This is a genomic window from Jannaschia sp. 2305UL9-9, from assembly GCF_041403465.1.
Lineage (GTDB): Bacteria > Pseudomonadota > Alphaproteobacteria > Rhodobacterales > Rhodobacteraceae > Jannaschia.
The window spans coordinates 13,309-37,969 of the sequence record NZ_JBGEHM010000008.1; the positions used below are offsets into that span (position 1 = coordinate 13,309).

Annotated in this window: 31 protein-coding genes; 24 read left to right on the top strand and 7 right to left on the bottom strand. The window is 66.1% G+C overall.

Annotation, left to right across the window (positions count from 1 at the left end; all coding sequences use genetic code 11):
• The first annotated feature begins 6 nt into the window (after nt 1–6).
• Complete coding sequence (locus tag V6N07_RS17710; RefSeq protein WP_371158260.1) at nt 7–1,416, top strand: multicopper oxidase family protein; 1,410 nt, start codon at nt 7–9, stop codon at nt 1,414–1,416.
• A 3-nt stretch (nt 1,417–1,419) separates the two neighbouring features.
• Nucleotides 1,420–1,812, top strand: a complete 393-nt coding sequence (locus V6N07_RS17715; protein WP_371158262.1) for a hypothetical protein — start codon at nt 1,420–1,422, stop codon at nt 1,810–1,812.
• Here V6N07_RS17715 and V6N07_RS17720 read toward each other — a convergent pair.
• Complete coding sequence (locus V6N07_RS17720) at nt 1,809–2,081, bottom strand: metal-sensitive transcriptional regulator (protein WP_371158264.1); 273 nt, start codon at nt 2,079–2,081, stop codon at nt 1,809–1,811. The genes V6N07_RS17715 and V6N07_RS17720 overlap by 4 nt on opposite strands.
• Before the next feature lie 104 nt (nt 2,082–2,185).
• Here V6N07_RS17720 and V6N07_RS17725 point away from each other — a divergent pair, with 104 nt between their 5' ends.
• From V6N07_RS17725 to V6N07_RS17735, 3 genes are read left to right on the top strand one after another with little or no spacing between them, the layout of a single operon-like run.
• A complete protein-coding gene (locus V6N07_RS17725; protein ID WP_371158266.1) occupies nt 2,186–2,692 on the top strand; it encodes a DUF305 domain-containing protein in 507 nt (168 codons plus the stop codon).
• A gap of 17 nt (nt 2,693–2,709) precedes the next feature.
• On the top strand, nt 2,710–3,498 hold the full coding sequence (locus V6N07_RS17730) for a MauE/DoxX family redox-associated membrane protein (protein ID WP_371158268.1): 789 nt from the start codon (nt 2,710–2,712) through the stop codon (nt 3,496–3,498).
• Nucleotides 3,499–3,526: 28 nt separating this feature from the next.
• The gene (locus V6N07_RS17735; RefSeq protein WP_371158270.1) at nt 3,527–4,315 is read left to right on the top strand and encodes a DsbA family protein; all 789 of its coding nucleotides are present in this window, start codon (nt 3,527–3,529) and stop codon (nt 4,313–4,315) included.
• A gap of 67 nt (nt 4,316–4,382) precedes the next feature.
• Here the strand turns inward: V6N07_RS17735 and V6N07_RS17740 are convergent, their stop codons facing one another.
• Nucleotides 4,383–4,985, bottom strand: coding sequence for a histidine phosphatase family protein (locus tag V6N07_RS17740; protein ID WP_371158272.1), 603 nt, complete (start codon nt 4,983–4,985; stop codon nt 4,383–4,385).
• 254 nt (nt 4,986–5,239) lie between these two features.
• Between V6N07_RS17740 and V6N07_RS17745 the strand changes: the two genes are divergently transcribed.
• Both V6N07_RS17745 and V6N07_RS17750 read left to right on the top strand, forming a co-directional pair.
• Nucleotides 5,240–5,542 (top strand): Dabb family protein, encoded by a 303-nt coding sequence (locus V6N07_RS17745; protein WP_371158274.1) that lies wholly within the window; start codon nt 5,240–5,242, stop codon nt 5,540–5,542.
• Between the two features lie 82 nt (nt 5,543–5,624).
• Nucleotides 5,625–6,449, top strand: coding sequence for a VOC family protein (locus V6N07_RS17750; RefSeq protein WP_371158276.1), 825 nt, complete (start codon nt 5,625–5,627; stop codon nt 6,447–6,449).
• Here the strand turns inward: V6N07_RS17750 and V6N07_RS17755 are convergent.
• The gene (locus V6N07_RS17755; protein ID WP_371158277.1) at nt 6,392–7,306 is read right to left on the bottom strand and encodes a LysR family transcriptional regulator; all 915 of its coding nucleotides are present in this window, start codon (nt 7,304–7,306) and stop codon (nt 6,392–6,394) included. The two genes, V6N07_RS17750 and V6N07_RS17755, sit on opposite strands and share 58 nt — an antisense overlap.
• A gap of 130 nt (nt 7,307–7,436) precedes the next feature.
• On the opposite strand from V6N07_RS17755, the gene V6N07_RS17760 reads away from it, so the two are divergent.
• From V6N07_RS17760 to V6N07_RS17785, 6 genes are all read left to right on the top strand, one after another.
• Entirely contained in the window at nt 7,437–8,264 is an 828-nt protein-coding gene (locus tag V6N07_RS17760; protein WP_371158278.1) for an isochorismatase family protein, read from the top strand.
• Nucleotides 8,265–8,324: 60 nt separating this feature from the next.
• The gene (locus V6N07_RS17765; RefSeq protein ID WP_371158280.1) at nt 8,325–8,960 is read left to right on the top strand and encodes an NADPH-dependent F420 reductase; all 636 of its coding nucleotides are present in this window, start codon (nt 8,325–8,327) and stop codon (nt 8,958–8,960) included.
• A gap of 21 nt (nt 8,961–8,981) precedes the next feature.
• Nucleotides 8,982–9,413, top strand: a complete 432-nt coding sequence (locus V6N07_RS17770) for a DoxX family protein (RefSeq protein WP_371158282.1) — start codon at nt 8,982–8,984, stop codon at nt 9,411–9,413.
• A gap of 57 nt (nt 9,414–9,470) precedes the next feature.
• Nucleotides 9,471–10,433: a glutathione S-transferase family protein gene (locus V6N07_RS17775; RefSeq protein WP_371158284.1), complete on the top strand. Its 963-nt coding sequence runs from the start codon at nt 9,471–9,473 to the stop codon at nt 10,431–10,433.
• Entirely contained in the window at nt 10,430–11,020 is a 591-nt protein-coding gene (locus V6N07_RS17780; protein ID WP_371158285.1) for an alpha/beta hydrolase, read from the top strand. The genes V6N07_RS17775 and V6N07_RS17780 overlap by 4 nt, the downstream gene beginning before the upstream one ends.
• Nucleotides 11,021–11,086: 66 nt before the next feature.
• Nucleotides 11,087–12,244: a muconate cycloisomerase family protein gene (locus tag V6N07_RS17785; protein WP_371158287.1), complete on the top strand. Its 1,158-nt coding sequence runs from the start codon at nt 11,087–11,089 to the stop codon at nt 12,242–12,244.
• A 2-nt stretch (nt 12,245–12,246) separates the two neighbouring features.
• Here V6N07_RS17785 and V6N07_RS17790 read toward each other — a convergent pair whose 3' ends face one another.
• Together V6N07_RS17790 and V6N07_RS17795 are read right to left on the bottom strand one after the other, a co-directional pair.
• Nucleotides 12,247–13,149: a LysR substrate-binding domain-containing protein gene (locus V6N07_RS17790; RefSeq protein WP_371158288.1), complete on the bottom strand. Its 903-nt coding sequence runs from the start codon at nt 13,147–13,149 to the stop codon at nt 12,247–12,249.
• A gap of 52 nt (nt 13,150–13,201) precedes the next feature.
• On the bottom strand, nt 13,202–14,098 hold the full coding sequence (locus tag V6N07_RS17795) for a dioxygenase (RefSeq protein WP_371158289.1): 897 nt from the start codon (nt 14,096–14,098) through the stop codon (nt 13,202–13,204).
• 236 nt (nt 14,099–14,334) lie between these two features.
• On the opposite strand from V6N07_RS17795, the gene V6N07_RS17800 reads away from it, so the two are divergent.
• From V6N07_RS17800 to V6N07_RS17845, 10 genes are all read left to right on the top strand, one after another.
• Nucleotides 14,335–14,709 carry a hypothetical protein gene (locus V6N07_RS17800; RefSeq protein ID WP_371158291.1) on the top strand — a complete coding sequence of 125 codons (375 nt, stop codon included), beginning with the start codon at nt 14,335–14,337 and terminating at the stop codon, nt 14,707–14,709.
• Nucleotides 14,706–15,551, top strand: coding sequence for an alpha/beta fold hydrolase (locus V6N07_RS17805; RefSeq protein WP_371158293.1), 846 nt, complete (start codon nt 14,706–14,708; stop codon nt 15,549–15,551). Before V6N07_RS17800 ends, V6N07_RS17805 begins: the two co-directional genes overlap by 4 nt.
• Before the next feature lie 51 nt (nt 15,552–15,602).
• The gene (locus V6N07_RS17810; RefSeq protein WP_371158294.1) at nt 15,603–16,865 is read left to right on the top strand and encodes an ABC transporter substrate-binding protein; all 1,263 of its coding nucleotides are present in this window, start codon (nt 15,603–15,605) and stop codon (nt 16,863–16,865) included.
• A gap of 61 nt (nt 16,866–16,926) precedes the next feature.
• Complete coding sequence (locus tag V6N07_RS17815) at nt 16,927–17,631, top strand: ABC transporter ATP-binding protein (protein ID WP_371158296.1); 705 nt, start codon at nt 16,927–16,929, stop codon at nt 17,629–17,631.
• Entirely contained in the window at nt 17,628–18,341 is a 714-nt protein-coding gene (locus V6N07_RS17820) for an ABC transporter ATP-binding protein (RefSeq protein WP_371158298.1), read from the top strand. The genes V6N07_RS17815 and V6N07_RS17820 overlap by 4 nt, the downstream gene beginning before the upstream one ends.
• Nucleotides 18,341–19,204, top strand: coding sequence for a branched-chain amino acid ABC transporter permease (locus V6N07_RS17825; protein WP_371158300.1), 864 nt, complete (start codon nt 18,341–18,343; stop codon nt 19,202–19,204). Before V6N07_RS17820 ends, V6N07_RS17825 begins: the two co-directional genes overlap by 1 nt.
• Before the next feature lie 4 nt (nt 19,205–19,208).
• The gene (locus tag V6N07_RS17830; RefSeq protein WP_371158302.1) at nt 19,209–20,183 is read left to right on the top strand and encodes a branched-chain amino acid ABC transporter permease; all 975 of its coding nucleotides are present in this window, start codon (nt 19,209–19,211) and stop codon (nt 20,181–20,183) included.
• Nucleotides 20,180–21,013, top strand: coding sequence for a 3-keto-5-aminohexanoate cleavage protein (locus tag V6N07_RS17835; RefSeq protein ID WP_371158304.1), 834 nt, complete (start codon nt 20,180–20,182; stop codon nt 21,011–21,013). The genes V6N07_RS17830 and V6N07_RS17835 overlap by 4 nt, the downstream gene beginning before the upstream one ends.
• Nucleotides 21,010–21,732, top strand: a complete 723-nt coding sequence (locus V6N07_RS17840) for a CoA transferase subunit A (protein ID WP_371158306.1) — start codon at nt 21,010–21,012, stop codon at nt 21,730–21,732. Before V6N07_RS17835 ends, V6N07_RS17840 begins: the two co-directional genes overlap by 4 nt.
• A gap of 141 nt (nt 21,733–21,873) precedes the next feature.
• Nucleotides 21,874–22,506, top strand: coding sequence for a 3-oxoacid CoA-transferase subunit B (locus V6N07_RS17845; RefSeq protein WP_371158308.1), 633 nt, complete (start codon nt 21,874–21,876; stop codon nt 22,504–22,506).
• An 84-nt stretch (nt 22,507–22,590) separates the two neighbouring features.
• Here V6N07_RS17845 and V6N07_RS17850 read toward each other — a convergent pair whose 3' ends face one another.
• Nucleotides 22,591–22,806: a helix-turn-helix domain-containing protein gene (locus tag V6N07_RS17850; RefSeq protein ID WP_371158310.1), complete on the bottom strand. Its 216-nt coding sequence runs from the start codon at nt 22,804–22,806 to the stop codon at nt 22,591–22,593.
• 189 nt (nt 22,807–22,995) lie between these two features.
• Between V6N07_RS17850 and V6N07_RS17855 the strand changes: the two genes are divergently transcribed.
• Nucleotides 22,996–23,637 (top strand): TetR/AcrR family transcriptional regulator, encoded by a 642-nt coding sequence (locus V6N07_RS17855; protein ID WP_371158312.1) that lies wholly within the window; start codon nt 22,996–22,998, stop codon nt 23,635–23,637.
• A gap of 28 nt (nt 23,638–23,665) precedes the next feature.
• On the opposite strand, the gene V6N07_RS17860 is transcribed toward V6N07_RS17855, so the two are convergent.
• Nucleotides 23,666–24,655 (bottom strand): ATPase, T2SS/T4P/T4SS family, encoded by a 990-nt coding sequence (locus V6N07_RS17860; RefSeq protein WP_371158314.1) that lies wholly within the window; start codon nt 24,653–24,655, stop codon nt 23,666–23,668.
• Between the last annotated feature and the right edge of the window lie 6 nt (nt 24,656–24,661).

Sequence of the window (24,661 nt, forward strand, 5' to 3'; positions counted from 1 at the left end):
CCCACCATGCCGATCTCTAGACGTGCCCTTCTCACCGCCGGCGCATCCGCTCTCACCGTACCGGCGCTGCCACGCCTTGCCTGGGCCGACGACATGCCGATCCTGCGCGCGGCGCCGTCCAACGCGCAGCTCGCGCCCGAGGGCTACGGCACCACGCCGGTCTGGTCCTATGGTGGCACGATCCCCGGCCGAGAGATCCGTGTGCGTGCCGGCGAGCGGGTCCGGCGCCGCTTCGTCAACGACCTGCCGCAGGACACGGCGGTCCACTGGCACGGCATCCGCATCGAGAACGCGATGGACGGTACGGCGGGGGTCACGCAGGACCCGGTGCCGCCGGGCGGCACGTTCGACTACGACTTCGTCGCGCCCGATCCCGGCACCTACTGGTATCACGCCCACGCGCGGTCGTGGGAGCAGGTGGCGCGAGGGCTCGCCGGGCCGCTGATCGTCGAGGAGGGCGAAGCTTGGGCCGGGCTGGAGGGCGCCGCGACGCGGGAGGCGACGCTGATGCTCGCCGACTGGCGCTTGCAGGAGGACGCCGCGCTGCACGAGGCGAGCTTCGGCGACCTGCACGACTGGTCTCACGCGGGCAGGCTCGGGAATACCGTCACGATCAACGGGGCCATCGATGCGCGCCTCCCCGTCCAGCGGGGCGAGCGGCTGCGGCTTCGCCTGATCAACGCCGCCACGGCGCGGGTCATGCCGCTGCGCTTGCCGGGCCTCGCCCCGGTGCTGATCGCCCTCGACGGCCACACGATCGCGCCGCGGGCGGCCGAAGAGATCGTTCTCGCCCCCGCGCAGCGCGCCGACGTGGTGGTGGACGTGTCCCCCGAGATGGACGCGCCGCTGCCGATCCTGATGGACGCAGGCCGGGACGAGTGGATCGAGATCGGCGCCCTGGTCGACGGCGGCGAAACGCCGCTGCCGCCGCAGGACGGCCCCGTCCGGGCGCTGCCGATGACGATGGATCACGCGCTCGACCTCACCGCCCCGCAGGAGGAGCTGCTGCGCATGGAGGGCGGCGCGATGGGCGGCCTGCGTCGCGCGCGTCTCGGTGGCGTGGACCGCGACTTCCGCGAACTGGTCGCCGCCCGACGGGTCTGGGCGTTCAACGGCGTGGCGGGAGACATGGACGACCCTGCCTTCCGCGCACCGCTTGGGCGGACCATCCGAATGCGCCTCGTCAATGACACCGCCTGGGCTCACGGCATCCACCTGCACGGGCATCATTTCGAGGTGCTGTCGCGCGGTGGTCGCCCGGACCCCCATCGCGACCGCCGCGACACCGTTATGGTGATGCCAGACGAGCCGGTGGAGATCGCCTTCGTCGCCGACAATCCAGGCCGCTGGCTGCTGCACTGCCATATGCTCGGCCATCAGGCCTCCGGAATGCTGACCTGGTTCGAGGTCGGGTGAGCGGTGTGGCCGCTGTTTGCAGGGATCGCCTCCGGGGGCGCGACGATCGGTCTGCTGCGCGCGACGGGCATGGATCGGGACCGCGCGACCGGGCCGCTCCTCCTCGCCGCAATCGCGCTGTTCTATCCGGTCTTCGCCATCGAGAACGGGACCGGATCGGAGATCGCGCTGCACGTCATCATCGCAGCCGCCTTCCTCGGGGCCGCGCTGGCGGGCCATGTGCGCGGTCTAATCGTTGTAGCCATCGCGATGATCAGGCATGGCGCCTTCGACATCGCCGCGCACGTCCTGTCGGACGGTCCCGCCCCGCGATGGTGGGGGCCATTCTGCCTCGGCGTCGATGTGGTTCTAGGCGTGTGGCTTCTGATCGCGCGGCCGTGGCGACGGGAAGGCTAGCCCCGCGCCTTGTCGAGAAGCTCCAGAAGCTCGGTGAACTTGGTCCGCTGGTCGTCCCGGTTGCCCGAAGCCAGAGCGTCCTCGATGCAATGCGCGGCGTGGTCGTCGATCACCAGCTTCTCGACGCCCTTCAACGCGGCGCGGACGGCGGCGATCTGGGTGAGGACATCGACGCAGTAGCGGTCCTCCTCGACCATCCGGGCGATGCCCCGGACCTGGCCTTCGAGGCGCTTCAGGCGCTTGAGCGCGGCATCCCGGTTCTCGTGCATGACCGGACCCTATCCGCTTCGGGCAAGGCAGTGAAGCGCCGCCCTGCGGAACCGAACGCCTGCCAGTCTTGTTCTAATACCCCAAGGGGGTATAAGGAGATCCGATGAAGACCCAAGATCACCACGCCGGATCCTATGCCCGTTTCGCCGCCATGATCGCGACCTCGACGGTCGTGATGTATGGCCTGATGTATCTGAACACCTACGCGCTGGACCATCTGTTCTTCAGCCAGACGCGCATGTGGATGGCACTCTACATGGGCGCGGTCATGGCGATTGTCATGCTCGCCTTCATGCTGGGCATGTATGCCAACCGGACGGTGAACGTCGCGATCTTCGCAGGCGCGGCCGTCGCCTTCGGCCTGTTCCTCTACCTCGTGCGCAGCCAGGACATCGTCGGCGACGTGGCGTGGATGAAGGCGATGATCCCGCATCACTCCATCGCCATCTTGACCTCCGAGCGGGCGAACATCTCCGACCCCCGCGTGCGCGAACTGGCCGACGCGATCATCGAGGCGCAGCGCTCCGAGATCGCGGAGATGAAACGCTACATCGCCGACATCGAGACGAACGGCGACGCCGCGCCCGGCACCCCCAGAACCGAACCCTGATCCGAAGGAGCCCTGACATGCCTAAGGACGCCCGCGACGTCTCAGAGGTCTCGACCGATCCTGCCACCTCCGCCACCGGCAAGAAAGCCGTACTCTACCGTATGGCGCTACCGGACCATCTGTGCCCTGCCGGACAGAAGTCCCGATGGCTCTTGGACAGCAAGGGCTACGAGGTCGACGACCGCCTTTTCCGCACCCGCGCCGAGGTCGACGCCTTCAAGGCCGAACACGGCGTCGCGACCACCCCGCAGACCTGGATCGAGGGCGAGCGGGTCGGCGGCTACACCGACCTGCGCGAACGGCTCACCGACTGGGATCCGAATGCCACGACCTACAAGCCCGTCCTCTACCTCTTCGCCGTGGCGGCCGCGACGGCGGTGGCGCTCAGTATCGGGTTCCTAGGCGGGATTGGCTGGCAGACGCTCGGCTGGGCCATCTCGATGATGATGATCCTCCTGGGCATGCAGAAGCTCCGCGACATCGAGAGCTTCTCCACGATGTTCCTCAACTACGACGTCCTCGCGCGGAAGTGGGTGCCCTATGCCTACATCTATCCGTGGGTCGAGACCTTCGCGGGCGTGCTGATGATGGGGATGCTGCTGACCTGGCTCGCGGCGCCCGTCGCGCTCTTCATCTCGACCATCGGCGCCTGGAGCGTGTTCAAGGCCGTCCTTCTCGATAAGCGCGAACTCAAATGCGCCTGCGTTGGCGGCGGGACGAACGTACCCCTGGGCTTCGTCAGCCTGACCGAGAACCTCGCCATGATGGGCATGTCCATTTTCATGCTCTGGATGCTGCTGACGTGAGGTCCTCGTCGGCGTCCGGCGCGACCGTATGAGCGGGTCGCGGCGTAGCCTACTTCTCGGCGGCCTCGCCGTCGCAGGCGCCTACTTCCTGCTGCGTGACGGTATCCCAGCCCTCCGATCGCGCTTCGCGTCCCTGGAGTTCACCGCGCTCGACCGCCCCAGCGGGTTCCGGCGCATCGCGGGCGGACAGACCAGCTCCGGCGGGTTCGATCCGTTCGTCGGGCTGGATGCGGACCCCCAAGGCCGTCCCGACACGTCGGAGGCGCAAACCGCCGTCGAAGCCAACCTCTGCGGCACCCTCTTCGCGGGATGGTCGGGCGATCCAGACGTCGTCCCGATCGCGTCCTTCTCCGACTACAACTGCCCGATCTGCCGGATCACCACACGCCGCCTCGCTCAATTGGACGACGTCGCGGAGGGCGGCGCGCGGATCACATGGCACGAACTGCCCATCCTCGGCGAGACATCCCTCCTCGCCGCGCGGGCGGCACTGGCCGCGGATCGGCAGGGCGCCTACGCCGCGTTCCACGACCGCCTGCTGCGGAGTCCCTTCCGGGCGACGCCGGAATACCTCCAAGCCGTGGCCGCTGATCTCGATCTCGACCATGATCGGCTCGCCGCCGATATGACGAGCGAGGCGGTCTCGGACCGGATCGCGCGCGGCCTGGCGCTGCGCACGCTCTTCGGCTTCGCGGGTACGCCGGCCATCGTGATCGGGCGGACGGTGATTGAGGGCGACGTCGATGAAGCGACGCTCGCAAGGCTCGTCGAGATGGAACGGGAAGAAGGACCGCCGCCAGCGTGTCTCCGCGCTTGATGGCGCTTGAGAAACGTTTCTCCGGGTATGCTTTGGAACGAATAGCGAAGAGCAACAGGGTAAGCCGCTAGCTTGTCCATGCATCCGGCATGAACGTGCCGCGGGAGGCGAAGTCGCCCGAGTTATCGGGGGTGAGCACGGCGCCTTCGCCTTCCTCAAGTGCGATGCCCGCGACCTCGGCGATGTTGGAGCGGTGGGCGACGATGACGCGGTTCGTGCCGACCCCAGGAGACTTAGTGACGAGGTCGCGGAGGAAGGCGATGCGCTCGGCTCGGCCTGCATCGTCTGACAGGAGGCCGATCAGGCGCATATCCTCGCGCGCGCGGCCGAAGCTGATCCGCGCATGGTCGGCGCAGCGGGCGAAAGGGGAGGCCCACACTTCGCCGACCGGAATGTCTAGGTCCTCCCACGCGGTGCCGATGACGCGGGCTTGGCGCTCGCCCTCTGCCGAGAGGAGGCGCTGACGCTCGCGCGGCCATTCGATGCGGTCGATGCCAGACCATCGAGTCGCAGCATGGCGGAAGTAGACGATGTGGCCACCCTTACGCAGGGCGGGAATGACATTGGAGTGGTGGGCGCGGGCGGCGCGCGGCAGAAGAGCGAGCGCAGCGGAGGCACCGAGGAAGCGCCGGCGGTCTATTTTGACGCAGCGTTTGTGGACCTGGGACATCACATCTCCTAAGGATTGAGTTTTGCGACCATGACGAACAGCTGCGCCAGGATGCATGCATATGGATCATCGAATATGGGGTTCTATCCACAGCGAGGAATGGCACCGGCTGGAGAGGAAGTGTCGCTCACTCAAGCCATAATTATGTGCGGGTATTGCAAGTAGAAGGGTCGAGCCGATTGTCAGCGAACACGCTGCTTGCCGGCGCGATCGCCTAAACTGCACCTCAAGCTCTTGGTCACTTACGTTTTCTCATGATCCTCCATTGCGTCTTCTTGAACCTCCGCGGTCCGGTCTCCTCTATCGTAGGCGTCGTCGAACGGTTGGCCTCGTTCTGCGAGGGATTCCCCGGCATCCTCGCATTCGATCACGGCCCGAACCGAGACTTCGAGGGAAAGTCGTCGTCTCACCCCTACGGCTTCGTCGTCCGTTTCAGAGCCCGCGAGGACGCGGACCGATATGCGGCGCACCCTGAGCACCTACACATTGGACGCGATCTTGTCGCCGCCTGCGTCGGAGGCGCCGAGGGTATCCTCGTCTATGACTTGGACGTTTGAGGACGAAACCGTTTCGCCTCGTTGAGCCTCACAATAGCGCGTCTCTGACGCTACTTCCGGATGCGGACGAAGGAGTTCGACCATGACCGCATCCCACCCGCTCGACGCGTCCCGCTGGATCGACCATGTCGTCCTTGCAGCGACCGACCCAGACCGCCTTGCTGACTTCTACGCGTCGTTCCTCGGCCTCGAAGTGGAGGAGTCCCGAGGGGACCGGACCCTGCGCACCCGTAACGGGCAGCCGCTCGTGAAGATCACGGAGGCATCTCGTTCTCGACCGACCGAGCGCGTTCCGGGGCTGTTCCACACGGCGTTCCTCCTCCCATCGCGCGGCGATCTCGGGGCATGGTTGGGCCGTGCTCTCCGATCACGTGCTCCGCTGATCGGCGCATCCGACCACGGGGTGAGCGAGGCTCTTTACCTGTCCGACCCGGAGGGGAACGGGATCGAGATCTATGCCGACCGCCCGGTTGCCAACTGGAACGATGCGAGCGGCGCGCTGCACATGCCGAGCGAGCCCTTGGACGTCGACGCGCTCCTCGCTGCCGAGACGGGAGCCTACGATCGCGCTCCAGATGGCACGGCAATCGGTCACGTTCACCTCTCGGTTCCCAACCTGACCCCGGCGGAACTCTGGGCTTCCGGAGCGGGCCTTTCGGTCACGACACGCTATCCTGGCGCGGCGTTCCTGTCCTGGGACGGCTATCACCACCACGTCGCGGTTAACACATGGGGCATGCGACCGGCGGCCCCGATCCGGCCGACGGGGACACCGGGCCTCGCCGGGATCGTGATCGGGGACCGCGTCGGAGCGGCGGGACCGTCCGACCTTCTCGGCGTGAAAGTCGTCTACGAAGCCGCCGACGGCGTGGGCCAGTCCGTCGAAGCCATCCACTCCGCCAGATAGTCGATCATCGCCCGCGTCTTCGGCGCGAGGTGCCTGTTCGCGAGATAGACGACATGGACGTCGAGCGAGAGCGACGCGTGCTCCGGCAGCAGCCGTACCAGTTCTCCTCGCGCCACCATGCGCGCCACGACGTAGTCGGGGCAGAGGGCCACCCCCGCGCCGTCGCGGGCTAGGTCGGCGACCACGCGCGCGCTGTTTGCGGCGATGCCTGCGGACACGCCGACGCGCCGCGTTTGCCCGTCGCAGACGAAGGGCCAAGCCCGGCCCGTTCGCAGGTTCGCATCGTGGATCGCGGGCAAGCCTGGCAGGTCGTCGGGAGTCGCAGGCGTCGAGTGGGCCGCAAGAAAGCCCGGAGAGGCTATGACCCAGAGCGCGGTCCGGGCGAGGCGCTTCGCGACAAGGCTGGAATCCGGCAGCGACCCGATCCGCACGGCGAGGTCGAACCCGTCCTCTGCGAGATCCACAAAGCGGTCACTCAATCGCAAGTCGATCTCGACATTCGGATGTCGGGCGCGAAAGCCGCGCAGCAGGGATGGCATGAAAAGATCGCCGAAGGTCGACGGGGCGGACAGGCGAAGGCGCCCCCTGAGCGCGCCGTCCTCCGGCCCGAGGTCCGCCTCCAAGGCGGCGACCCGCTCGAGCACGTCGCGCGCCCCATCGAGGTAGCGCCGACCCTCGTCCGTGAGGCTGAGCTTGCGCGTCGTTCGGTGCAGGAGTCGGGTTCCGAGCGCGGCCTCCAACTCGCCCACATGCTTGCTGACGACCTTGTTCGACGCGCCGAGCCGGTCCGCGGCCGCGGTGAACGATCCCGCCTCGGCGGAGGCGATGAAGGCGCGCATCAAATGCAGCCGATCCATTATGCCATAACCCAGAGAATATCCTTCCATCTCTATGGCAGTTCTCGGCGACGCCGGAAAGGGGCATCCTTCTCTGACCGGCGGGGCATTCCTCCCAACCCGCCCCGTCGGTCCGAAAATGGAGAGAGTCATGAAATCCTATCTGCTGACCGGCGCCGCACTTTGCGTCCTCGCGCTACCCGCCGCCGCGCAGGACGCGCCTGCCGACATCGTAAGCCCGATCGACGGCGACTACCTCGCCAACGTCGTGTCCCCCGAGGACGCCGAGACGGCGGGCGACTTCGCCTACGACCCGCCCACTCCCGAGAACAGCATCATGCTGTTCATCGATCACCAGATCGGGCTGATGGCGGGCATCCGCGACTTCACCTCGCTCGCCCAGTACAAGAACAACGTCGTGGCGCTGGCCAAGACGGCGGATGCGCTCGACATCCCCGTTCTGCTGACCACGTCGAACGCCCAGTGGCAGAACGGCGACATCCTGCCCGAGCTGCGCGAGATTTTCTCGGACGAGCCGATCTACCGTCGCACGGGCATCATCAACGCCTACGCGGACCCCACCTTCCGCGCCGCCCTGACCGACCTGATGGAAGAGACGGGCCGGACCCACGTGATCGTCTCGGGCGTGACGCTCGGCACCTGCGTCGCCTTCCCCGTGTTGTCGATGCTCAATGACGGGTTCGACAACGTCTACCCCGTCGTGGACGCCTCGGGGGCCTGGTCCGAATACGAGGCAACGGCCGCGATCTCGCGGATGGCGCAGGCCGGCGCCGAGGCGCAGTCCGTCTTCGCGCTGGCGGCCGAGCTCCAGGCCGACTGGCGGCGCGAGACCGCGACCGCGATGCTCGACCCCTTCGTCAACCATCTGCCCGAATACGGTTTCGTCCTCCAGAACTTCTGGAACAACGCGGGTGAAGAGCCGGCCGTGGCCGATCCGTTCGGCTACGTGACGAACTGATCCACATTCCATCCGCCCCGGCCTGCACGGGTCGGGGCGCATCCCCCAGGAGATAGACCCATGAACGTCGCCATTCTCGGCGCGGGCAACGTCGGCACCGGCCTCGCCCGCGCTCTCTCGACCACCCGTCACGGTGTCGTCCTTGCCGGACGCGACCCCGCGAAGGCTCGGAAGGCCGCGGACGCCGCCGGCAGCGAGACCCATCCCGTGCAGTCCGCAAGCCTCTCCGACGCCATCGCGCAGGCCGAAATCGTGATCCTCGCTCTGCCGTTCGATGCCGCGGAGGACCTTGCGAAGGATCACGGTTTCGCGGGGAAAATCGTCATCGACCCAACCAACCCGGTCAAAGACGACTTCTCCGGGCTCGCCCTCGGTTTCGACACTTCCGCCGCCGAGCGCATCGCCGCCGCCGCGCCGGAGGCCCGCGTCGTGAAGGGCTTCAACACGCTCTTCGCGCAGGTCTACGAGAACGGGCCGGATATGGGCGGCACGCCCGTGCCGGTGTTCCTTGCCTCCGACGACGATGCGGCCAAGCAGGCCGCGATGCGCATCGCGGGAGACGCGGGGTTCGATGCCGTCGACTCCGGGCCCCTGTCCAACGCGCGGTATCTCGAGCCGCTCGCCTATCTCAACATCCAGTTCGGCTACATGCTGGGCCGCGGCACGCAGATCGCGCCCGCCTGGCTGTCGCGCTGATCCCGATCAAGGAGAAGATCGATGATCGACATCAAGACCGCCCCCTATGCCGCCTTAATTCTGCGTGTGGCCATGGGCGTCATGTTCATCGCCCATGGGCTGCTCAAGCTGCTCGTATTCACGCCTGCGGGCACCGCCGGCTATTTCGTGTCCCTCGGTCTGCCGGAATGGCTCGCCTACGCCGTGATCGCCGCCGAGCTCGCCGGAGGCCTGCTGCTTATCGCCGGCATCGGCGTCAGGGTCGTGTCCCTGGCCCTCGTCCCGATCCTCGCGGGGGCCTCGGTGCTGGCCCATGGCGGCAATGGCTGGATGTTCGCCAACGAGGGCGGTGGCTGGGAATTCCCGGTGTTCTGGGGCGTGGCCCTCGTCGTTCAGGCAGGTCTGGGCGCGGGCGTCTTCGCCGTCCCGCTGCCGAAAGCCACCGCGACCCCGCGTGCCGTTGCGGCCGAGTGATCGCCTGACGTCGCGCCGTGGATCGGCGCGATGTCCCCTCCCAGAAGGATCGACACGATGCTCATTGAAGGCAAATGGTCCGGGGCGTGGCACCCGGTGCAAGCGAAGGACGGCGAAGGGCGGTTTCTTCGCCAGACCTCGGCTTTCCGCAACTGGATCACCCCGGATGGACGCCCCGGCCCCACGGGCGAGGGCGGCTTCGCGGCCGAGGCGGGACGCTACCGCCTGTTCGTCGCGCTGATCTGCCCTTGGGCCTCTCGGACGCTGATCGCGCGGGCCCTGAAGCGGCTGGAGGGGCTCATCGACGTCACCGTGCTCGAGCCGTTCCTCGCCGACGAGGGCTGGGGCTTCGGCGACTTTCCCGGTGCGGAACGCGACCCGCTTCATGGAGCGGACCGCATCCACGAATACTACACGCGGGCCGACGCTCGCTACACGGGCCGCGCGACCGTGCCAGTTCTGTGGGACACGCAGCGCGACACCATGGTCAGCAACGAGAGCGCCGACATCCTGCGCATGTTCGACGGGGCCTTCGACGGGATCGCGCCAGAGACGCCGAAGCTCTACCCCGCCGACATCGCGCCGGAGATCGAAGCGCTGGAGGCCGAGCTCTATCCGGCATTCAACAACGGAGTTTATCGCGCGGGCTTCGCATCTTCGCAGGCGGCCTATGACGAGGCCGTCGCGGACGTCTTCGCGACGCTCGAACGGTTAGAACGGATGCTGTCGGACGGACGGCCCTACCTCTTGGGGGATGGGGTAACCGGCGCGGACGTGCGCGCCTTCGTGACCCTGGTGCGTTTCGACTTGGCCTATCATGGCCTCTTCAAGTGCGACCGGGCGCGCATCGCCGACTACCCCGGCCTGTCGGCCTACGCGGACCGCATCGCCGAACTGCCGGGCGTGGCCGCGACGGTCTCGGCCGAGCACATCCGGCACGGCTACTACTCGATCCGCGCTCTCAACCCCTCGGGCATCGTGCCCGTGGGCCCGGACCGGTCCCCGGGGGTCCCGTCGTGAACGCGCCGCGCGCAATCGTCCTGCTCCATGGGTTCGGCTCCAGCCCCGATGACCTGATGCCCTTGGCCCGCCATCTGGGCGTCGCATCAGGCCTTCCGGTCTCGACGCCCGAGGGGCCGCTTTCCGCCGGGTTCGGGCGGGCGTGGTTCCCGCTTGAGGGGGTCACTGAAGCGAACCGCCCCGAACGGATCGCGGAGGCAATGTCGGCCACGCTCGGTCTCGTGCATGCGGCCATTCCCACAGGAACGACGCTGCGGGACGTCGTGATCGGCGGCTTCAGCCAAGGGGCGATCATGGCGCTTTCGGTCTTCGCCGCCGGGCATGAGTTCGCGGGTGTCCTCGCCTTCTCCGGGCGCCTCGCTGCACCTCCGACCGGCTCGTTGCGGTCGACCCCGGTCGTGCTCGCTCATGGAGAGGAGGATCGCGTCATACCGGCCGACGAGGCGCGTCGCACCGCGAACTGGCTGACCCGCGCCGGCCTGCGACCCGATCTCGTCATCGAGGCGGGGCTGGGGCATGCGGTTGGCCCGAACGGGTTCCAGGCCGCCAATCGGATGCTTGAACGATCTTTGCGGGTATCGCCCTAGACCGAACGCGGCATCGCTTCCGGGGCATGAGCCGAGGCATGATGGGCTCGACAACCGGAGTTGCCCATGCCTCGCCCTGCCGCCCAAATCGACGCCATCGAAACTCGAATCCTCGATCTGCCCACGATCCGCGGCCACGTCCTCTCGATGACAACAATGCACGTGCAGACCATCGTGCTCGTAACGCTCCGTTTCGCCGATGGCTCGATCGGTCTTGGTGAGGGGACGACCATCGGCGGACTCTCCTACGGTGCGGAGAGCCCTGAGAGCATTCGGTCAGCCATCGACACCTATCTTGCCCCTATCTTGATGGGTCAGGATGGCGACGCGGTTGCCGCGCGCATGGCTGCGATCGATGCGCATCTGGTCGGCAATCCCATCGCGCGCTGCGCGGTCGAAACGGCTCTGTGGGACGCGAAAGCCTCTCGGCTCGACCTGTCGGTGGCCGATCTCTTCGGCGGCCCGGTCCGGCACGGCCTTCCCATCGTCTGGACACTTGCCAGCGGCGATACGGCTCGGGACATTGAGGAGGCAGAGAAGATGCTGGAGGCGCGACGCCACCGTGACTTCAAGCTCAAAATCGGCCGCCGCGATGTTCGCGAGGACGTGGCGCATGTCGCGGCCATCGTCCGAGCCGTCGAAAATCGCGCGAGCGTGCGTGTGGACGTGAACCAGCACTGGAGCATAGATCAGGCCCGCTGGGGTCTGGCCGCGCTCGAAGAGGCCGGGGTGACGATGGCGGAGCAGCCGGTAGCGGCCACGGACTTGCCCGCGATGGCCGATCTTTCGCGGCAATGCCGCCTTGCGATCCTAGCCGACGAGGCGCTGCGCGGCCCTGGCGATGCCTATCGTGTAGCGCGCGGACGAGCGGGCACGGCACTCGCGGTGAAGGTCGGGCAGTCCGGCGGGCTCGTCCGAGCCCGGGAGGTCATGGCCATCGGGCAGGCGGCCGGGCTTTCACTTTATGGCGGTACGATGCTGGAGACCGGCGTCTGCACGGCCGCGGCCATGCAACTATTCTGTACGGGACCCGACCTCGAATGGGGCTGCGAGCTGTTCGGACCGCTCCTGTTGACCGAGGACATCCTCGCCCAACCTTTGCAATATACCGACTTCGAGATTCGTCTGCCGGACGGTCCAGGCATTGGCGTCGCGCTGGATCTCGACAAGGTCGATGCGTTTGACCGTGAACGAGGGAGCACCCTGCACCGTATCACCGCTTAATTTCAGCCTAACGGCCGCCGCGCGACCTGCTGGGCAATACGCAGAAAGGCATGCAAGTGCACGCCCTGCTCGTCTATTCGGTGGGCGACGGCGAGTTCGGTCGTCCCCAGTGTCGGTGACAGGGTATGGAAGCGGATCCCGTTGCGGGGCGTGTCCGCGACGGAGCCTGGCACGACGCACGACCCTTCGCCGATCGCAACCAAGCTAAGGGCAGTCTGCAGATCCATCGTATGGACCGGGTCCATCGGCTCGATCCCCACCGCTCGCAATCCCGCGAGGACGGTGTCGGCGTAGCTCGGACGCGGCCATTCAGGGTAAAGAATGAACGTGTGATCGGGCATGCGGCGCAGGTCGACCGTGGCGGGCAGGTCTACGGTATCGGGTGCCGCCAGCATCAGCGGTTCCTCGATCAGGCGGCGCGACGTGATCTCTGGATCCTCGATTGCAGGGCGCGCCAGCCCCGCGTCGATCTCGCGACGCACCAAGGCACGATGGAGCCCGGCATTGTTCATCGGGCTCAGACTGAGATGGACGCCCGGGTGGTGCGCGCGGAAGGACTTCACGATGTTTGGCAGCAGCCCGAAGGTCGAGGAGCCCACGAAGCCGATCCGCAGCCGGCCTGCAGCGCCTTCACCCAGACGGCGTGCCTCGAGAAATGCGTCATCAAGGTCCGTGAGAATGGCCGCTGCGCGGCTCGCCAGTCGTTCGCCTGCTTGGGTCAGCGAGATGGCGCTACGCCCGCGCACGAAAAGGGGCGCGCCGATATGCGCCTCGACCTGCTTGATCTGCCGCGAAAGAGGAGGCTGAGCCATTCCCAACCGCTCGGCCGCTCGGCCGAAATGCAGTTCCTCCGCCAAGGCGACGACGTAGCGAAGCTGATGTAAGGTGATGCGATCGGGTGCCATAGAACGAGAATGCGCGAATACGGCCCTGCCGGGAAGGGCAGAGCCGCAGCCTTCAGGCCGCTTCGATTGATCCGATGCTTTCGAGCAAATCCTTCTCGTCGAGTCCACCCTCGCGGAGCTTGAAGTCGAAGCTGCAATGCAGATCGGTCTCATGCTCATTGGTCGGCGCAAACTTCGCGACGAGACTTTCCTTCACCGCGAAGACGCTGTCATTATCAAGCCAATCGCTGTCAGCGTCGAACACCTGGCTCACAAGGGTTCCGTAGCCCGGCTTCGAGACTATGAAGTGGATATGTCCGGGTCGGTTCGGATGATGCCCCATCGCGCGCAGGAGCTCACCAGCCGTCACGTCGTCGGGGATCGGGTAAGGCACGGGGCGCACGGCTACGAAGGCGTAATGCCCGTCCGCATCCGTCTCGAACCGGCCACGCAGGTTATAGTCGGGCTGATCGTGGTCGTGGTTCTCATAGAGGCCGTTCGGCGCATCCTCCCAGATGTCGATGGTCGCGCCCTCGATGGGGGCGCCATTGGTGTCGAGCACCCGACCCTCGAAATACACCGTCTCCTCGTTGTCATAATGCTTGAGGATGGTCGAGGCACCCTTGGGCAGGACAGGGGGATTCTCGCGGTAGAAAGGCCCGAGCACCGTGCTCTCCGTCTCGCCGCCATCGGCGGGGTTGGTCAGCATGTCGACCAGAACCTCAATACCTAGAATGTCCGCCAGAAGGATGAACTCCTGCCGCTTGCCGTCGCAGGTCTGGCCCGCCCGGGCGAGAAAGTCGCAGGCATAAAGGAACTCGTCGTGCTGCAGCTTCACTTCGCGACAGAAGTCGTGGAAGTGCCGGATCAGGCCGCTGAGGATTTCGCGCTGCCGGTCCGAGATCGGCCCGTTTCTGCCGAGCGCTTCCGTCACGACGTCGGTTATGTTGTCTTGGGTCACGAGCTGCATGGCCCTCTCCTCCCTGATGGTTCGATCACGCCGGCTTCCCTCCCTTGGGTGATCCGGCTTGTAGACAAGGTTTCGCTCCGAGCCTCCTCCGATCCCATGCCTCTAAGGGTATCGTCCCATACCGCGCATGCCGTGGTCGAGAAATGGGTATGGCCCAATACCAAAGAGCGCATTGCGAGGGCGGCACCTTGGCAGCCACCACTTCCCAACGGTCGCAAGGCAAGCAGGAGGAAGCCATGCAGGACATATTGGAAGGCATGGCCGCCGCGCTGGAGCGACGACCGCACCTGCTCAGGCTAGGCAGGCTCGTTCAGGACACGGTGCTGATCCGGCTGGACGACGGCCGTGAATGGTTTCTGCACTACCGGGACGGTCGCATCGCACACATAGAGGAAGGGCCATCCCGGAAGACTCCATGGCGGTTCGGTATCGTCACCGACCGGGAGGCCTTGGACGCGTTCTGGCAGCAAACCCCCAAGCCGGGATTTCACGACATCTTCGGCCTCGCCAAGATTGGCCGCGCCCGGATCGAGGGGGACGTCTTGGCGCTGGTGAAAACGCTGCGCTTTCATAAGGAAGTCCTAGCGCTTCCACGGGGGGTGCGATCGTGACCGGGCCCGCGTTCGAGCCTATCCACGGTCGCTACCTCACGGTCGATACAGCCGAGGGCCCACGACGTCTCCACATCGAGACGGCCGGGCAGGGAAGGGACGTGCTACTCCTGCACACGGCTGGAGCGGATACGCGCCAATGGCGCCACGTCTTGTGTGACGAGGATCTCTGCAAGGATAACTGCTTCTGGGCCTTCGACATGCCATGGCACGGCAAATCCCTGCCTCCGGACGGTTGGCAAGAGCGGGAATACCTTCTGACAACCGAAGGCTATATCGACACGATCCTAGCGGTAATGGATGCGCTCGGGCTCGACCGACCGATCCTCGCCGGGTGCTCCATGGGGGGGCGGATTGCGCTGCAGCTGGCGCTCCGCCATCCGGATCGTTTCGCAGGCTTCATCGCGATCGAAGCTTCGGACTTCCAGCCTGCTTGGTACGACATTGATTGGTTCGACCGTCCCGACGCCCACGGTGGACAGATGGGCGCCGCTCTCGTCTCAGCGAACATATCCCCCCACGCGCCGGAGCCGGATCGTTGGGCGACGCAGTGGGGCTTCATGCAGTCGGGACCCGGCGTGTTCCGCGGGGATCTGAGCTTCTACACGCGCGATGACAGCCTCGTCGGCAAGCTGGGCGAGATCGATACGACGCGGGCCCGCGTCCACATCCTCGTCGGTGCTTACGACCTGACCTGTACGCCCGATGACGCCGAGCGCACCGCCGCCGCGATCCCGGGAGCGACCTGCACCGTGATGCCGGAGCTGGGGCACTTCCCCATGTCCGAGCACCCCACGGCCTTTCGACCCTATTTGGCCGACGCACTCGCGCGGATGGCCTAAAGCCCGCCCGCCGGGAGGGGCGGGCACTATGAGTTCAAGGGAGGAATAACCATGACGACCATGACCCGCCGCCGCTTCGGCGCATCGGCTGCCGCACTCGGCGCTGCCGCCGTCCTACCGCGACCCGCGCTCGCAGCCGGACGGACGGTTCGCATCGGCTTTGTAACGCCGCAGACCGGTCCGCTCGCCGTTTTCGCCGAACCGGACGCGTTCGTGCTCAGTCAGTTCCGCAATGGCCTGTCGGATGGCCTGGACATCGCCGGCACCGTCCACCCGGTCGAGATCATCGTGCGCGACAGTCAGTCGTCCTCGAACCGCGCGGCCACCGCCGCGCAGGAGCTGATCCTCGACGAGGGCGTGGACCTGATCCTCGCCACAGCGACGCCCGACACGACGAACCCCGTCGCCGACCAGGCGGAGCTCAACGAGGTGCCCTGCATCACGAACGACACGCCGTGGCAGCCACACTTCTTCGGCCGCCAGGGCGATCCAGAAGTCGGCTTCGACTGGACGTTCCATTTCTTCTGGGGGCTCGAAGACGTCATCTCGGTCTTCACCGGCATGTGGGATCAGGCCAATACGAACAAGGTCGTCGGCGCGCTCTGGCCCAACGATCCCGACGGCAATGCCTGGGGTTCGCCTGAGATCGGCTTCCCCCCGGTACTGGAGGCCAAGGGTTACACGCTGGTGGATCCCGGCCGCTATCAAGTCTTGTCTGACGACTTCTCGGCGCAGATTGCGACCTTCAAGGCGGCAGGCGTCGAGATCCTGACCGGCGTGGTGCCGCCGCCGGACTTCTCCACCTTCTGGCTGCAAGCGGCGCAGCAGGGGTTCGCTCCGAAGGTCGTGACCTTCGGCAAGGCCTTGGAGTTTCCGCAAGTGATTGAGTCTCTGGGCGACCGTGGCGAGGGCCTCACGACCGAGGTCTGGTGGTCGCCCCAGCATCCCTTCTCCTCCAGCTTCACAGGTCAGAGTTCCGCCGAATTGGCCGCGGCCTACGAGGCGGCGACGGGTCGCCCGTGGACCATGCCGCTGGCTTTCAAGCATTCGCTCTTCGAGGTCGCCGTGGATGCGCTGCGCCGGACGAAGGACATCGATGACCCCGCCGAGATCCGCAACGCGATCCGCGCCGGGCGATACGAGACCATCGCAGGCGGCTTCGACTTCCAGTTGGGTCCCGTGTCCGGCATTGCCAAGACGCCCCTCGTGGGTGGCCAGTGGCGCCTAACCGAGGATGGTCCCCGGATCGAGGTCGTCGAGAACGGAGATCACCCGTCCATCGCCGTCACCGCCGACCTTCGTCTGCTTGACTGAGGTGGCCCCGGCCCGGCGGTCACTCCCGCCGCCGGGCCACCCTGTCCATGGAGGCGATACGATGAAGATCCTCGAGGCGATTGACCTGCGAAAGGCCTACGGCGCACTGCAGGTGACCAACGACGTTAATTTCTCTGTCGATGCAGGCGAGGTACTCGGCATCATCGGCCCCAACGGTGCGGGGAAGTCCACGGCGTTCGGGCTGATTGCGGGTGCGATTCCCACCGATGCCGGATCAGTCTGGCTGGATGGACGAGACGTGACGCGTCTGGGTGCCGCGAGCCGGTGCAGGGCGGGAATCGGGCGGACCTACCAGATTCCCCGTCCCTTCGGTGGCCTCACGGTCTACGAGAACGTCCTGCTCGCCGCGCAAGCCGGCGGGGGCGACCCGAACGCCGTACCGGACGTGCTTCGTCGCCTTGGCCTCGCTGCGCTGGCAGGGCAGCGAGCGGGGACCCTGCGCCTCTTGGATCGCAAGCGGCTCGAGATGGCCCGCGCCATGGCGACGGCGCCCCAGGTGCTGCTGCTTGACGAGGTCGCAGGCGGCCTGACGGAACCGGAATGTGCGGTGCTTATCGAGACGGTTCGCGAGTTGCGCGGAGATGGCCTGGGCATCGTCTGGATCGAGCATGTGGTTGGTGCGCTGCTAGCCGTCGCCGACCGACTGCTCGTCCTCGACCAGGGGCGCGTCCTTGCGGAGGGAGAGCCGCAGGCGACCTTCCACGCGCCCGAGGTCCGCTCCGTCTATATGGGGATCGCGGCATGACCCTTCTGCAGATCCGCGACCTGTACGCCGGCTATGGCGACTTCGAAGCGCTCCACGGCGTCGACCTGCAGATGGCCAGGGGCAGCGTGACCGCCTTGGTGGGCGCGAACGGCGCCGGCAAGACGACATTGCTGCGAGCGATCACCGGCCTAGTGCCGACGAAAGATCAGAACATCTGGTTCGACGGCGCGCCGGTCGGCGGATGGCCGGCTCATCGGATTGCCCGCGCGGGCGTCGCGATGGCACCCGAGGGGCGGCGACTGTTCCCCTCCCTGACCGTGGCGGAGAACCTCGATCTGGGGCTCGCGACGGGACGGCGGGGGCCGTGGACCCTTGACCGCGTGAACGCGCTCTTCCCGATCTTGGCAGAGAAGGCCGCGATGCCGGCAACCCGCCTATCCGGCGGCCAGCAGCAGATGGTCGCGATCGGACGTGCGCTGATGGGGAACCCGAAGCTCCTCCTCCTCGACGAGGTGAGCCTCGGTCTCGCGCCAACGGTGGTTGCCGACATCTATGCCGCCTTGCCCAGCATCGTGTCGGAGGGCGCGACCGTGCTTCTGGTGGAACAGGATGTAGGTCTTGCCCTGCGGAATGCCGACCGCGTCGCCGTCATGCGGGACGGGCGCGTGGTGCTGGAGGATGTGGCCGATCCGTCCCGACGCGACGCAGTGGCCCAAGCCTATTTTCCCGCAGCCGAGGAGGCCGCCTGATGGATTGGATCAACGCGATCGTGCAGGGAGCGCTGCTCGGAGGTCTCTACGCGCTTTTCGCCGCCGGACTGAGCCTGATGTTCGGCGTGATGCGCTTCGTAAACCTCGCGCATGGCGACTTCATCGTCCTCGCCGCGTTCGGGGCTCTCGCTCTCGTGGAGACGACTGGCTTTTTCCCGTTCTGGACCCTCATCGCGCTCGTGCCGATGTTCGCCCTCGGCGGCTACCTCCTGCAACGAAGCGTCTTCAACCGTATCACGGGGCAGGATCTGCTGCCCGCGATCCTCGTGACGTTCGGCCTCTCGGTAATCCTGCAGAACGTAATGCTGGAAGCCTTCTCCGCGGACAGCCGCCGGATCCCCGCGGGAGCGCTCGATACCGCAGCTCTCGCGCTGCCGGGGGGCATCGGGGTGGGGATCGTCTCCCTGTTGATGTTCTTAGCCGCCGTGGTCTCCCTCGGGTCGCTTGACCTGTTCATGTCGCACACCCGGTCCGGGCGTCTTCTGCGCGCTACGTCCGACGATCAGGAGATCGTCGGCCTCATGGGTGCAAATCGGGCGCATCTCTTCGCGCTCGCAACGGCGATCGCGGGCGCGCTGATCGCGCTCGCCGGCGTCTTGATGGCGGTGAAGACGAACTTCGACGCCTCTGCCGGGCCCGTCCGTCTGCTCTTCGCCTTCGAGGCGGTCATCATCGGTGGGCTGGGATCGCTCTGGGGCACATTGCTCGGAGGAATCCTTCTTGGAGTCGCTCAAGCCGTTGGTGCGCAAATCGACCCGGGCTTCCAGATCCTCGCCGGCCATCTCGTCTTCCTCCTCGTGCTGGCGCTGCGGCCCGAGGGCCTGATGCCACGAAAGGCCTGACCCGATGATCCCTCGCTTTCTCCTTATCGGCGCGATCGTCGCTGTCCTCGCCGCTGCGCCGTGGTGGGCCGATCGCGGGACCATACGGCTCCTCGTGGAGGCGTTGACCCTCCTCGCGCTGGCGCAGCTCTGGAACCTCTTGGCAGGCTACGCGGGTCTCATCTCCGTCGGACAACAGGCCTTCGTCGGGCTTGGCGGATACCTTCTCTTCTCTCTCGCGATGTTCGCGGGCGTGCCGGTGCTCTGGGCACTTCCCCTCGTCGGAATGCTCTGCGCTTTGATCGCCCTGCCTGTCGGCGCGCTCGCCTTTCGATTAACGGGTCCCTATTTCGCGATCGGCACTTGGGTGATCGCGGAGGTCTTTCGCCTCGGCTTTGCACAGGTCGGATCGTTGGGCGGCGGATCGGGCATCTCGCTGCCCGTGGGTCTCGTGCGCGAGATAGCCGATGGGCGCGGGGCCCGGGAAGCGCTGATCTATTGGCTCGCGCTCGGGCTCGCCGTCGGCGTTACCTTGTCGGTTTGGGCTGCTCTGCGCGCACGAACTGGTTTGATGCTCGGCGCCGTTCGCGATGATGCCGAGGCCGCTGCTGCGCTCGGTGTGCGCGTCCTGAGGGTGAAGTTCGGCGTCTACGTTGCGGTCGCAGGAGCAACGGGTCTCGTCGGGGCCCTCGCATTCCTGCAACGGCTTCGGATCACGCCCGAAGCGGCCTTCTCCGTCACGGACTGGTCGGTCGTGGTGATCTTTGTCGTCGTCATCGGCGGTATCGGGGCACTGGAGGGACCGATCCTCGGGGTGGTTCTATTCTTCGCACTGCGCGAGGTGCTGTCCGACCTGGGAAGCTGGTATCTCGTGATCCTTGGCATCACCTCCATCGCCGTCATGCTCGTGGAGCCAAAGGGTCTTTGGGGGCTTCTGACCCGGCATCGCGAGGTTCGTCTGTTCCCGATTTCCGCACCTTTGCCTCGGAGCTTGCGATGACCACGCCCGCCATCATCTGCGTCGCGATCACAGGCTCCCTGCCGCAGAAGTCCGATAACCCGTCTGTGCCGATCACCGTGGCGGAGCAGGTGAAGAGCACCCGAGAGGCCTACGAAGCCGGCGCCACCATCGCGCATTGCCATGTGCGAGAGGACGACGGCACGCCGTCCTCGAATCCCGGTCGTTTCGCGGACCTCAAGGCGGGGATCGAGGCGGCCTGCCCAGGCATGATCGTGCAGCTCTCGACAGGGGGCCGCTCGGGGGCGGGCCGAGCGCGGGGCGGGATGATCCCGCTGCGCCCCGACATGTGCTCGCTCTCCGTTGGGTCGAACAACTTCCCGACGCGGGTCTACGAGAACCCGCCCGACCTTGTGGACTGGCTGGCCTCCGAGATGGCCGCCCACGACGTCGTCCCGGAGGTGGAGTGCTTCGACCTCTCCCACCTCTACCAAGCAGCCGCCATGCACGGCGACGGGCGCCTGCCGCGAACCCCCTACTGCCAGTTCGTGATGGGGGTGCGGAACGCCATGCCCGTGGACCGGGTGGCCTTCGACGCGATGCTGGCCTCCAAGCGCCACCTCTTCGGCGACGCGCCTTGGTGCGCCGCAGGGATCGGCGCGGGACAAGCAGTGCTCAACGACTGGGCGGCCGAGGCGGGGGGCCATCTGCGTACCGGGCTGGAAGACAACGTACGCCTCGACAAGCACACCCTCGCGCCGTCGAACGCGGCGCTAGTCGAGCGGGCTGTGGAGATCGCCGCCCGACACGGGCGCCGTCCGGCCACGGCGCACGAAGCGCGTGCGATCCTCGGAATCGGAGACGCGCCATGAATAAGGTCCACCCCGACGCCGCATCGGCGCTGGACGGATTGCTTTCCGATGGAATGCTCATCGCCGCCGGGGGCTTCGGCCTGTGCGGCATCCCGGAGCTGCTGCTGTCGGCCATCCGCGACGCGGGCACCAAGGACCTGACCTTCGCGTCCAACAACGCGGGCGTGGACGACTTCGGGATCGGCATCCTGCTGCAGTCGCGGCAGGTGTCGAAGATGCTGTCGTCCTACGTGGGAGAGAACGCCGAGTTCATGCGCCAGTATCTCGCGGGCGAGCTGGAGATCGAGTTCAACCCGCAGGGAACCCTCGCCGAGCGGATGCGCGCGGGCGGCGCGGGCATTCCGGGCTTCTACACCAAAACGGGCGTCGGCACGCAGGTGGCCGAGGGCAAGGAGCACAAGGACTTCCCCACCGGCCCGGACGGCGCCGACGAGACCTACATCATGGAGCGCGGCATCTTCGCGGACCTCGCCATCGTGAAGGCGTGGAAGGCCGACACGACGGGCAACGCGATCTTCCGCAAGACGGCGCGCAACTTCAACGTGCCCGCGGCGATGTGCGGGCGCACCTGCGTGATGGAGGTCGAGGAGATCGTCGAGCCCGGTGCGCTGGACGGCGACGCCATCCATCTGCCCGGCATCTACGTCCACCGCCTGATCCAAGGCACGCACGAGAAGCGCATCGAGCAGCGCACGATCAAGGAGAACGCCAATGCTTGATGCGGAGCAGATTGAAGGTTGGTGCCGTATGTTTACCGACATACAAACGACGGTCCTCCGGGAGAACGGCGAACAGGGTGCAACCGAGCCGGTCGACGGATTGGCCCTTGGGTCGGTCCCTTGTGAAGAGGACGAGCGCTGATGTCTTGGACACGCAACCAGATGGCCGCCCGCGCAGCAGCGGAGCTGGAAGACGGCACCTACGTCAACCTCGGTATCGGTATCCCGACGCTGGTCTCCAACTACATTCCCGAGGGCGTCGAGGTGACGCTGCAGTCGGAGAACGGGATGCTCGGCATGGGGCCCTTCCCCGTCGAGGGCGAGGAGGACGCGGACCTGATCAATGCGGGCAAGCAGACGATCACCGAACTGCCGCACACCGCCTACTTCGATTCCGCCACCTCCTTCGGCATGATCCGGGGCGGCAAGATCGCCATGGCCATCCTCGGCGCGATGGAGGTGGCCGAGAACGGCGACCTCGCCAACTGGATGATCCCCGGCAAGCTAGTGAAGGGCATGGGCGGCGCGATGGACCTCGTGGCGGGCGTGGGCCGCGTGGTCGTGGTCATGGACCACGCCAACAAGCACGGGCAGTCCAAGGTCCTCAAGGAATGCACCCTGCCCCTGACCGGCGCGGGCGTGGTGGACCGCATCATCACCAACCTGTGCGTGATGGACGTGGTGGAGGGCGGGCTGCGGTTCGTTGAACTGGCCCCCGGCACAACCGAGGAAGAGGTACGCGGGGTGACGGAGGCGACGCTGATTTCGATATAACAGCAGAAGCACATTGATGGTGACGAATTGAGAGTTTCCGGCACAAGAGCTCTTGTTCTTTGCGTCAGTAAGATTTGATGCCGATTACGACGAGCGAGATCGAAAGAGAGCGATCGGATCAACTTCTAAAGCGTCGGCAACCTTCTCGATCATGTCGAGGGATGCTGCGTACTTCCCGTTCTCGATCTTGCCCATGTAACCGCGGTCAACCCCAGCGGCATGAGCCAATACTTCTTGGCTCCAGCCTTTTTCTCGCCGGAGTTCTTGAATGTTGAGACCAACTCTTGTTCGCAACTGCATCTCTGATGCAGGGCAAACATGCGGTGTATCTCACCACGGCATATACTCTACAATCGTGTCCGTCCACCCGTTTTCTCGACGCCAGGTGCAATCCGTCGGCATGGTCCGAAGTGCGGAGATACCGAACCGCAGATCTCAAAATGTGTATAGGGTTATACATAGATTATTCGTGTTAACCCATGTGTCAGCATGGAAAGCGTCATCCCTACGAAGAAGCGACAACGTCTGTCACGCGAGCGTGTGCTCGACGCAGCGATCGCACTCGCTCGGTCGGACGGTCTCTCCGGCGTCAGCATGCCGAGCGTCTCACGGTCGCTCGGGACGACGCCCATGTCCCTCTACCGGCACGTCGAGAACAAGGACGCGCTTGTCCTCGGGATGCTTGATAGGGCCACGAGCATGGTAGAGGTCCCAGCTGGGCGGGACGAACCGACCGACGAGATCATAGCCGTATTCGAGGCGATCCATGGGATGCTTCGGCGAGATCCCTGGACCGTCCAGCATTTCCTGCAAGGATACGGCGGGTCTGAGCCCGTACGAACGCTTGTCTCGCGCAGCCTAGTGGCGCTGAACAGGTTAGGGCTGGAACGAGGCGATGCATGGCAGGCGCACCAAGCGCTTCTGCGCTACACGTATGGAGAGGTTCTGGCGTCCGAGGCCTCGACGAAGGAGAGCCTCCAATACGACGACGCAGATGATGCCGCTACAAAGGCTGATGAAACAATCCGCGAGTTCGAGGACGCCGTCTCACCCGAGCAGTCCGGCATGCGCTATCGGGAGACTTTGCAGCGCTATCTTCGCTCTGTGCTCGGCGAAGTCGGCTCCGACTGAACATCTCTGCCATTGGCAGGATCGCTGCCTACAATCCAGTGGCGTCCGTGAAGTGCACCTCCGCCACGCCGCGCTGTCCGTCTAGCCGCCCCAACTGGACGATCACGTCGATCGAGGTCGCACAGTATCGTCGGACCTCGGCATAGGTCATTTGCGTTCCGGTCGCCGTGACCATCAGGGCGAGCCGGTCGATCGCGCGGACGGCCGTGTCGGCGTGAATCGTCGTGAAGCTGCCGCCATGGCCTGTGTTGATTGCATCGAGGAAGGTCCGCGCTTCGCCGCCGCGCAACTCGCCGAGAATGATTCGGTCGGGGCGGAGGCGCAGCGTTGCCTCCAAGAGCTTGGCGGGCGTCGTCTCGCCCGTGCCAATGCGCTCGGCGCGCAGGCAGACGGCGTTCGGCTGGTCGGGAAAGAGTTCGTAGGCGTCCTCGATGGTGACGATGCGTTCGTCCGGGTGGACGAGGTCGAGGAGGCCGCGGGCGAAGGTCGTCTTGCCGGTCGAGGTCCCGCCCGAGACGACGACATTCAGCCGCCGCTCGACGCAGGCCGCCATGGCGTCGGCGATGTCGCCTGCGGCGGCCATTCCTCCGATCTCGGCAGCCGCACGGCGGCGGTCCGCTTCGAGGTCACGCAAGCCCCCGTAGAGCAGACCGACCGATCCGAGGTCGATCCGCCGTTTGGTATAGGCCCGAAGGGTGATCGCCGGACCGCCTTCCACCACGGGCGTAGCGACGACCTGCGCGCGCAGCGCCCGGCCCGCGAGATCGATTTTGCCGGAGACGAGGGGCTTCTTGTCGGACACCGCCGAGCCGACCTCGGAGGCGACCGACCCCGCAAGGTTCCGCGCAGCCTCGGGCGTCAGTTGCAGGCCTTCCGCCAGCGCCATGTACGCCGCGCCCTGCCGTTCGTACCAGACCCGGCCGTCCGGGTTGATAGCGACCTCGACGATCCCGTCCTCCTCGAGGAGCGGGGCGAGGGGGCGCAGGTAGGTGACGAGGAAGGAGGTGGGGGCGTTCATCGGGGA

Bases quoted from the DNA above. Each gene is read 5' to 3' on its own strand.
- V6N07_RS17710 (WP_371158260.1), top strand. From the start codon at position 7: ATGCCGATCTCTAGACGTGCCCTTCTCACCGCCGGCGCATCCGCTCTC.
- V6N07_RS17720 (WP_371158264.1), bottom strand. From the start codon at position 2,081: ATGCACGAGAACCGGGATGCCGCGCTCAAGCGCCTGAAGCGCCTCGAA.
- V6N07_RS17725 (WP_371158266.1), top strand. From the start codon at position 2,186: ATGAAGACCCAAGATCACCACGCCGGATCCTATGCCCGTTTCGCCGCC.
- V6N07_RS17730 (WP_371158268.1), top strand. From the start codon at position 2,710: ATGCCTAAGGACGCCCGCGACGTCTCAGAGGTCTCGACCGATCCTGCC.
- V6N07_RS17735 (WP_371158270.1), top strand. From the start codon at position 3,527: ATGAGCGGGTCGCGGCGTAGCCTACTTCTCGGCGGCCTCGCCGTCGCA.
- V6N07_RS17740 (WP_371158272.1), bottom strand. From the start codon at position 4,985: ATGTCCCAGGTCCACAAACGCTGCGTCAAAATAGACCGCCGGCGCTTC.
- V6N07_RS17745 (WP_371158274.1), top strand. From the start codon at position 5,240: ATGATCCTCCATTGCGTCTTCTTGAACCTCCGCGGTCCGGTCTCCTCT.
- V6N07_RS17750 (WP_371158276.1), top strand. From the start codon at position 5,625: ATGACCGCATCCCACCCGCTCGACGCGTCCCGCTGGATCGACCATGTC.
- V6N07_RS17755 (WP_371158277.1), bottom strand. From the start codon at position 7,306: ATGGATCGGCTGCATTTGATGCGCGCCTTCATCGCCTCCGCCGAGGCG.
- V6N07_RS17760 (WP_371158278.1), top strand. From the start codon at position 7,437: ATGAAATCCTATCTGCTGACCGGCGCCGCACTTTGCGTCCTCGCGCTA.
- V6N07_RS17765 (WP_371158280.1), top strand. From the start codon at position 8,325: ATGAACGTCGCCATTCTCGGCGCGGGCAACGTCGGCACCGGCCTCGCC.
- V6N07_RS17770 (WP_371158282.1), top strand. From the start codon at position 8,982: ATGATCGACATCAAGACCGCCCCCTATGCCGCCTTAATTCTGCGTGTG.
- V6N07_RS17775 (WP_371158284.1), top strand. From the start codon at position 9,471: ATGCTCATTGAAGGCAAATGGTCCGGGGCGTGGCACCCGGTGCAAGCG.
- V6N07_RS17785 (WP_371158287.1), top strand. From the start codon at position 11,087: ATGCCTCGCCCTGCCGCCCAAATCGACGCCATCGAAACTCGAATCCTC.
- V6N07_RS17790 (WP_371158288.1), bottom strand. From the start codon at position 13,149: ATGGCACCCGATCGCATCACCTTACATCAGCTTCGCTACGTCGTCGCC.
- V6N07_RS17795 (WP_371158289.1), bottom strand. From the start codon at position 14,098: ATGCAGCTCGTGACCCAAGACAACATAACCGACGTCGTGACGGAAGCG.
- V6N07_RS17800 (WP_371158291.1), top strand. From the start codon at position 14,335: ATGCAGGACATATTGGAAGGCATGGCCGCCGCGCTGGAGCGACGACCG.
- V6N07_RS17810 (WP_371158294.1), top strand. From the start codon at position 15,603: ATGACGACCATGACCCGCCGCCGCTTCGGCGCATCGGCTGCCGCACTC.
- V6N07_RS17815 (WP_371158296.1), top strand. From the start codon at position 16,927: ATGAAGATCCTCGAGGCGATTGACCTGCGAAAGGCCTACGGCGCACTG.
- V6N07_RS17820 (WP_371158298.1), top strand. From the start codon at position 17,628: ATGACCCTTCTGCAGATCCGCGACCTGTACGCCGGCTATGGCGACTTC.
- V6N07_RS17825 (WP_371158300.1), top strand. From the start codon at position 18,341: ATGGATTGGATCAACGCGATCGTGCAGGGAGCGCTGCTCGGAGGTCTC.
- V6N07_RS17830 (WP_371158302.1), top strand. From the start codon at position 19,209: ATGATCCCTCGCTTTCTCCTTATCGGCGCGATCGTCGCTGTCCTCGCC.
- V6N07_RS17835 (WP_371158304.1), top strand. From the start codon at position 20,180: ATGACCACGCCCGCCATCATCTGCGTCGCGATCACAGGCTCCCTGCCG.
- V6N07_RS17840 (WP_371158306.1), top strand. From the start codon at position 21,010: ATGAATAAGGTCCACCCCGACGCCGCATCGGCGCTGGACGGATTGCTT.
- V6N07_RS17845 (WP_371158308.1), top strand. From the start codon at position 21,874: ATGTCTTGGACACGCAACCAGATGGCCGCCCGCGCAGCAGCGGAGCTG.
- V6N07_RS17850 (WP_371158310.1), bottom strand. From the start codon at position 22,806: ATGCAGTTGCGAACAAGAGTTGGTCTCAACATTCAAGAACTCCGGCGA.
- V6N07_RS17855 (WP_371158312.1), top strand. From the start codon at position 22,996: ATGGAAAGCGTCATCCCTACGAAGAAGCGACAACGTCTGTCACGCGAG.
- V6N07_RS17860 (WP_371158314.1), bottom strand. From the start codon at position 24,655: ATGAACGCCCCCACCTCCTTCCTCGTCACCTACCTGCGCCCCCTCGCC.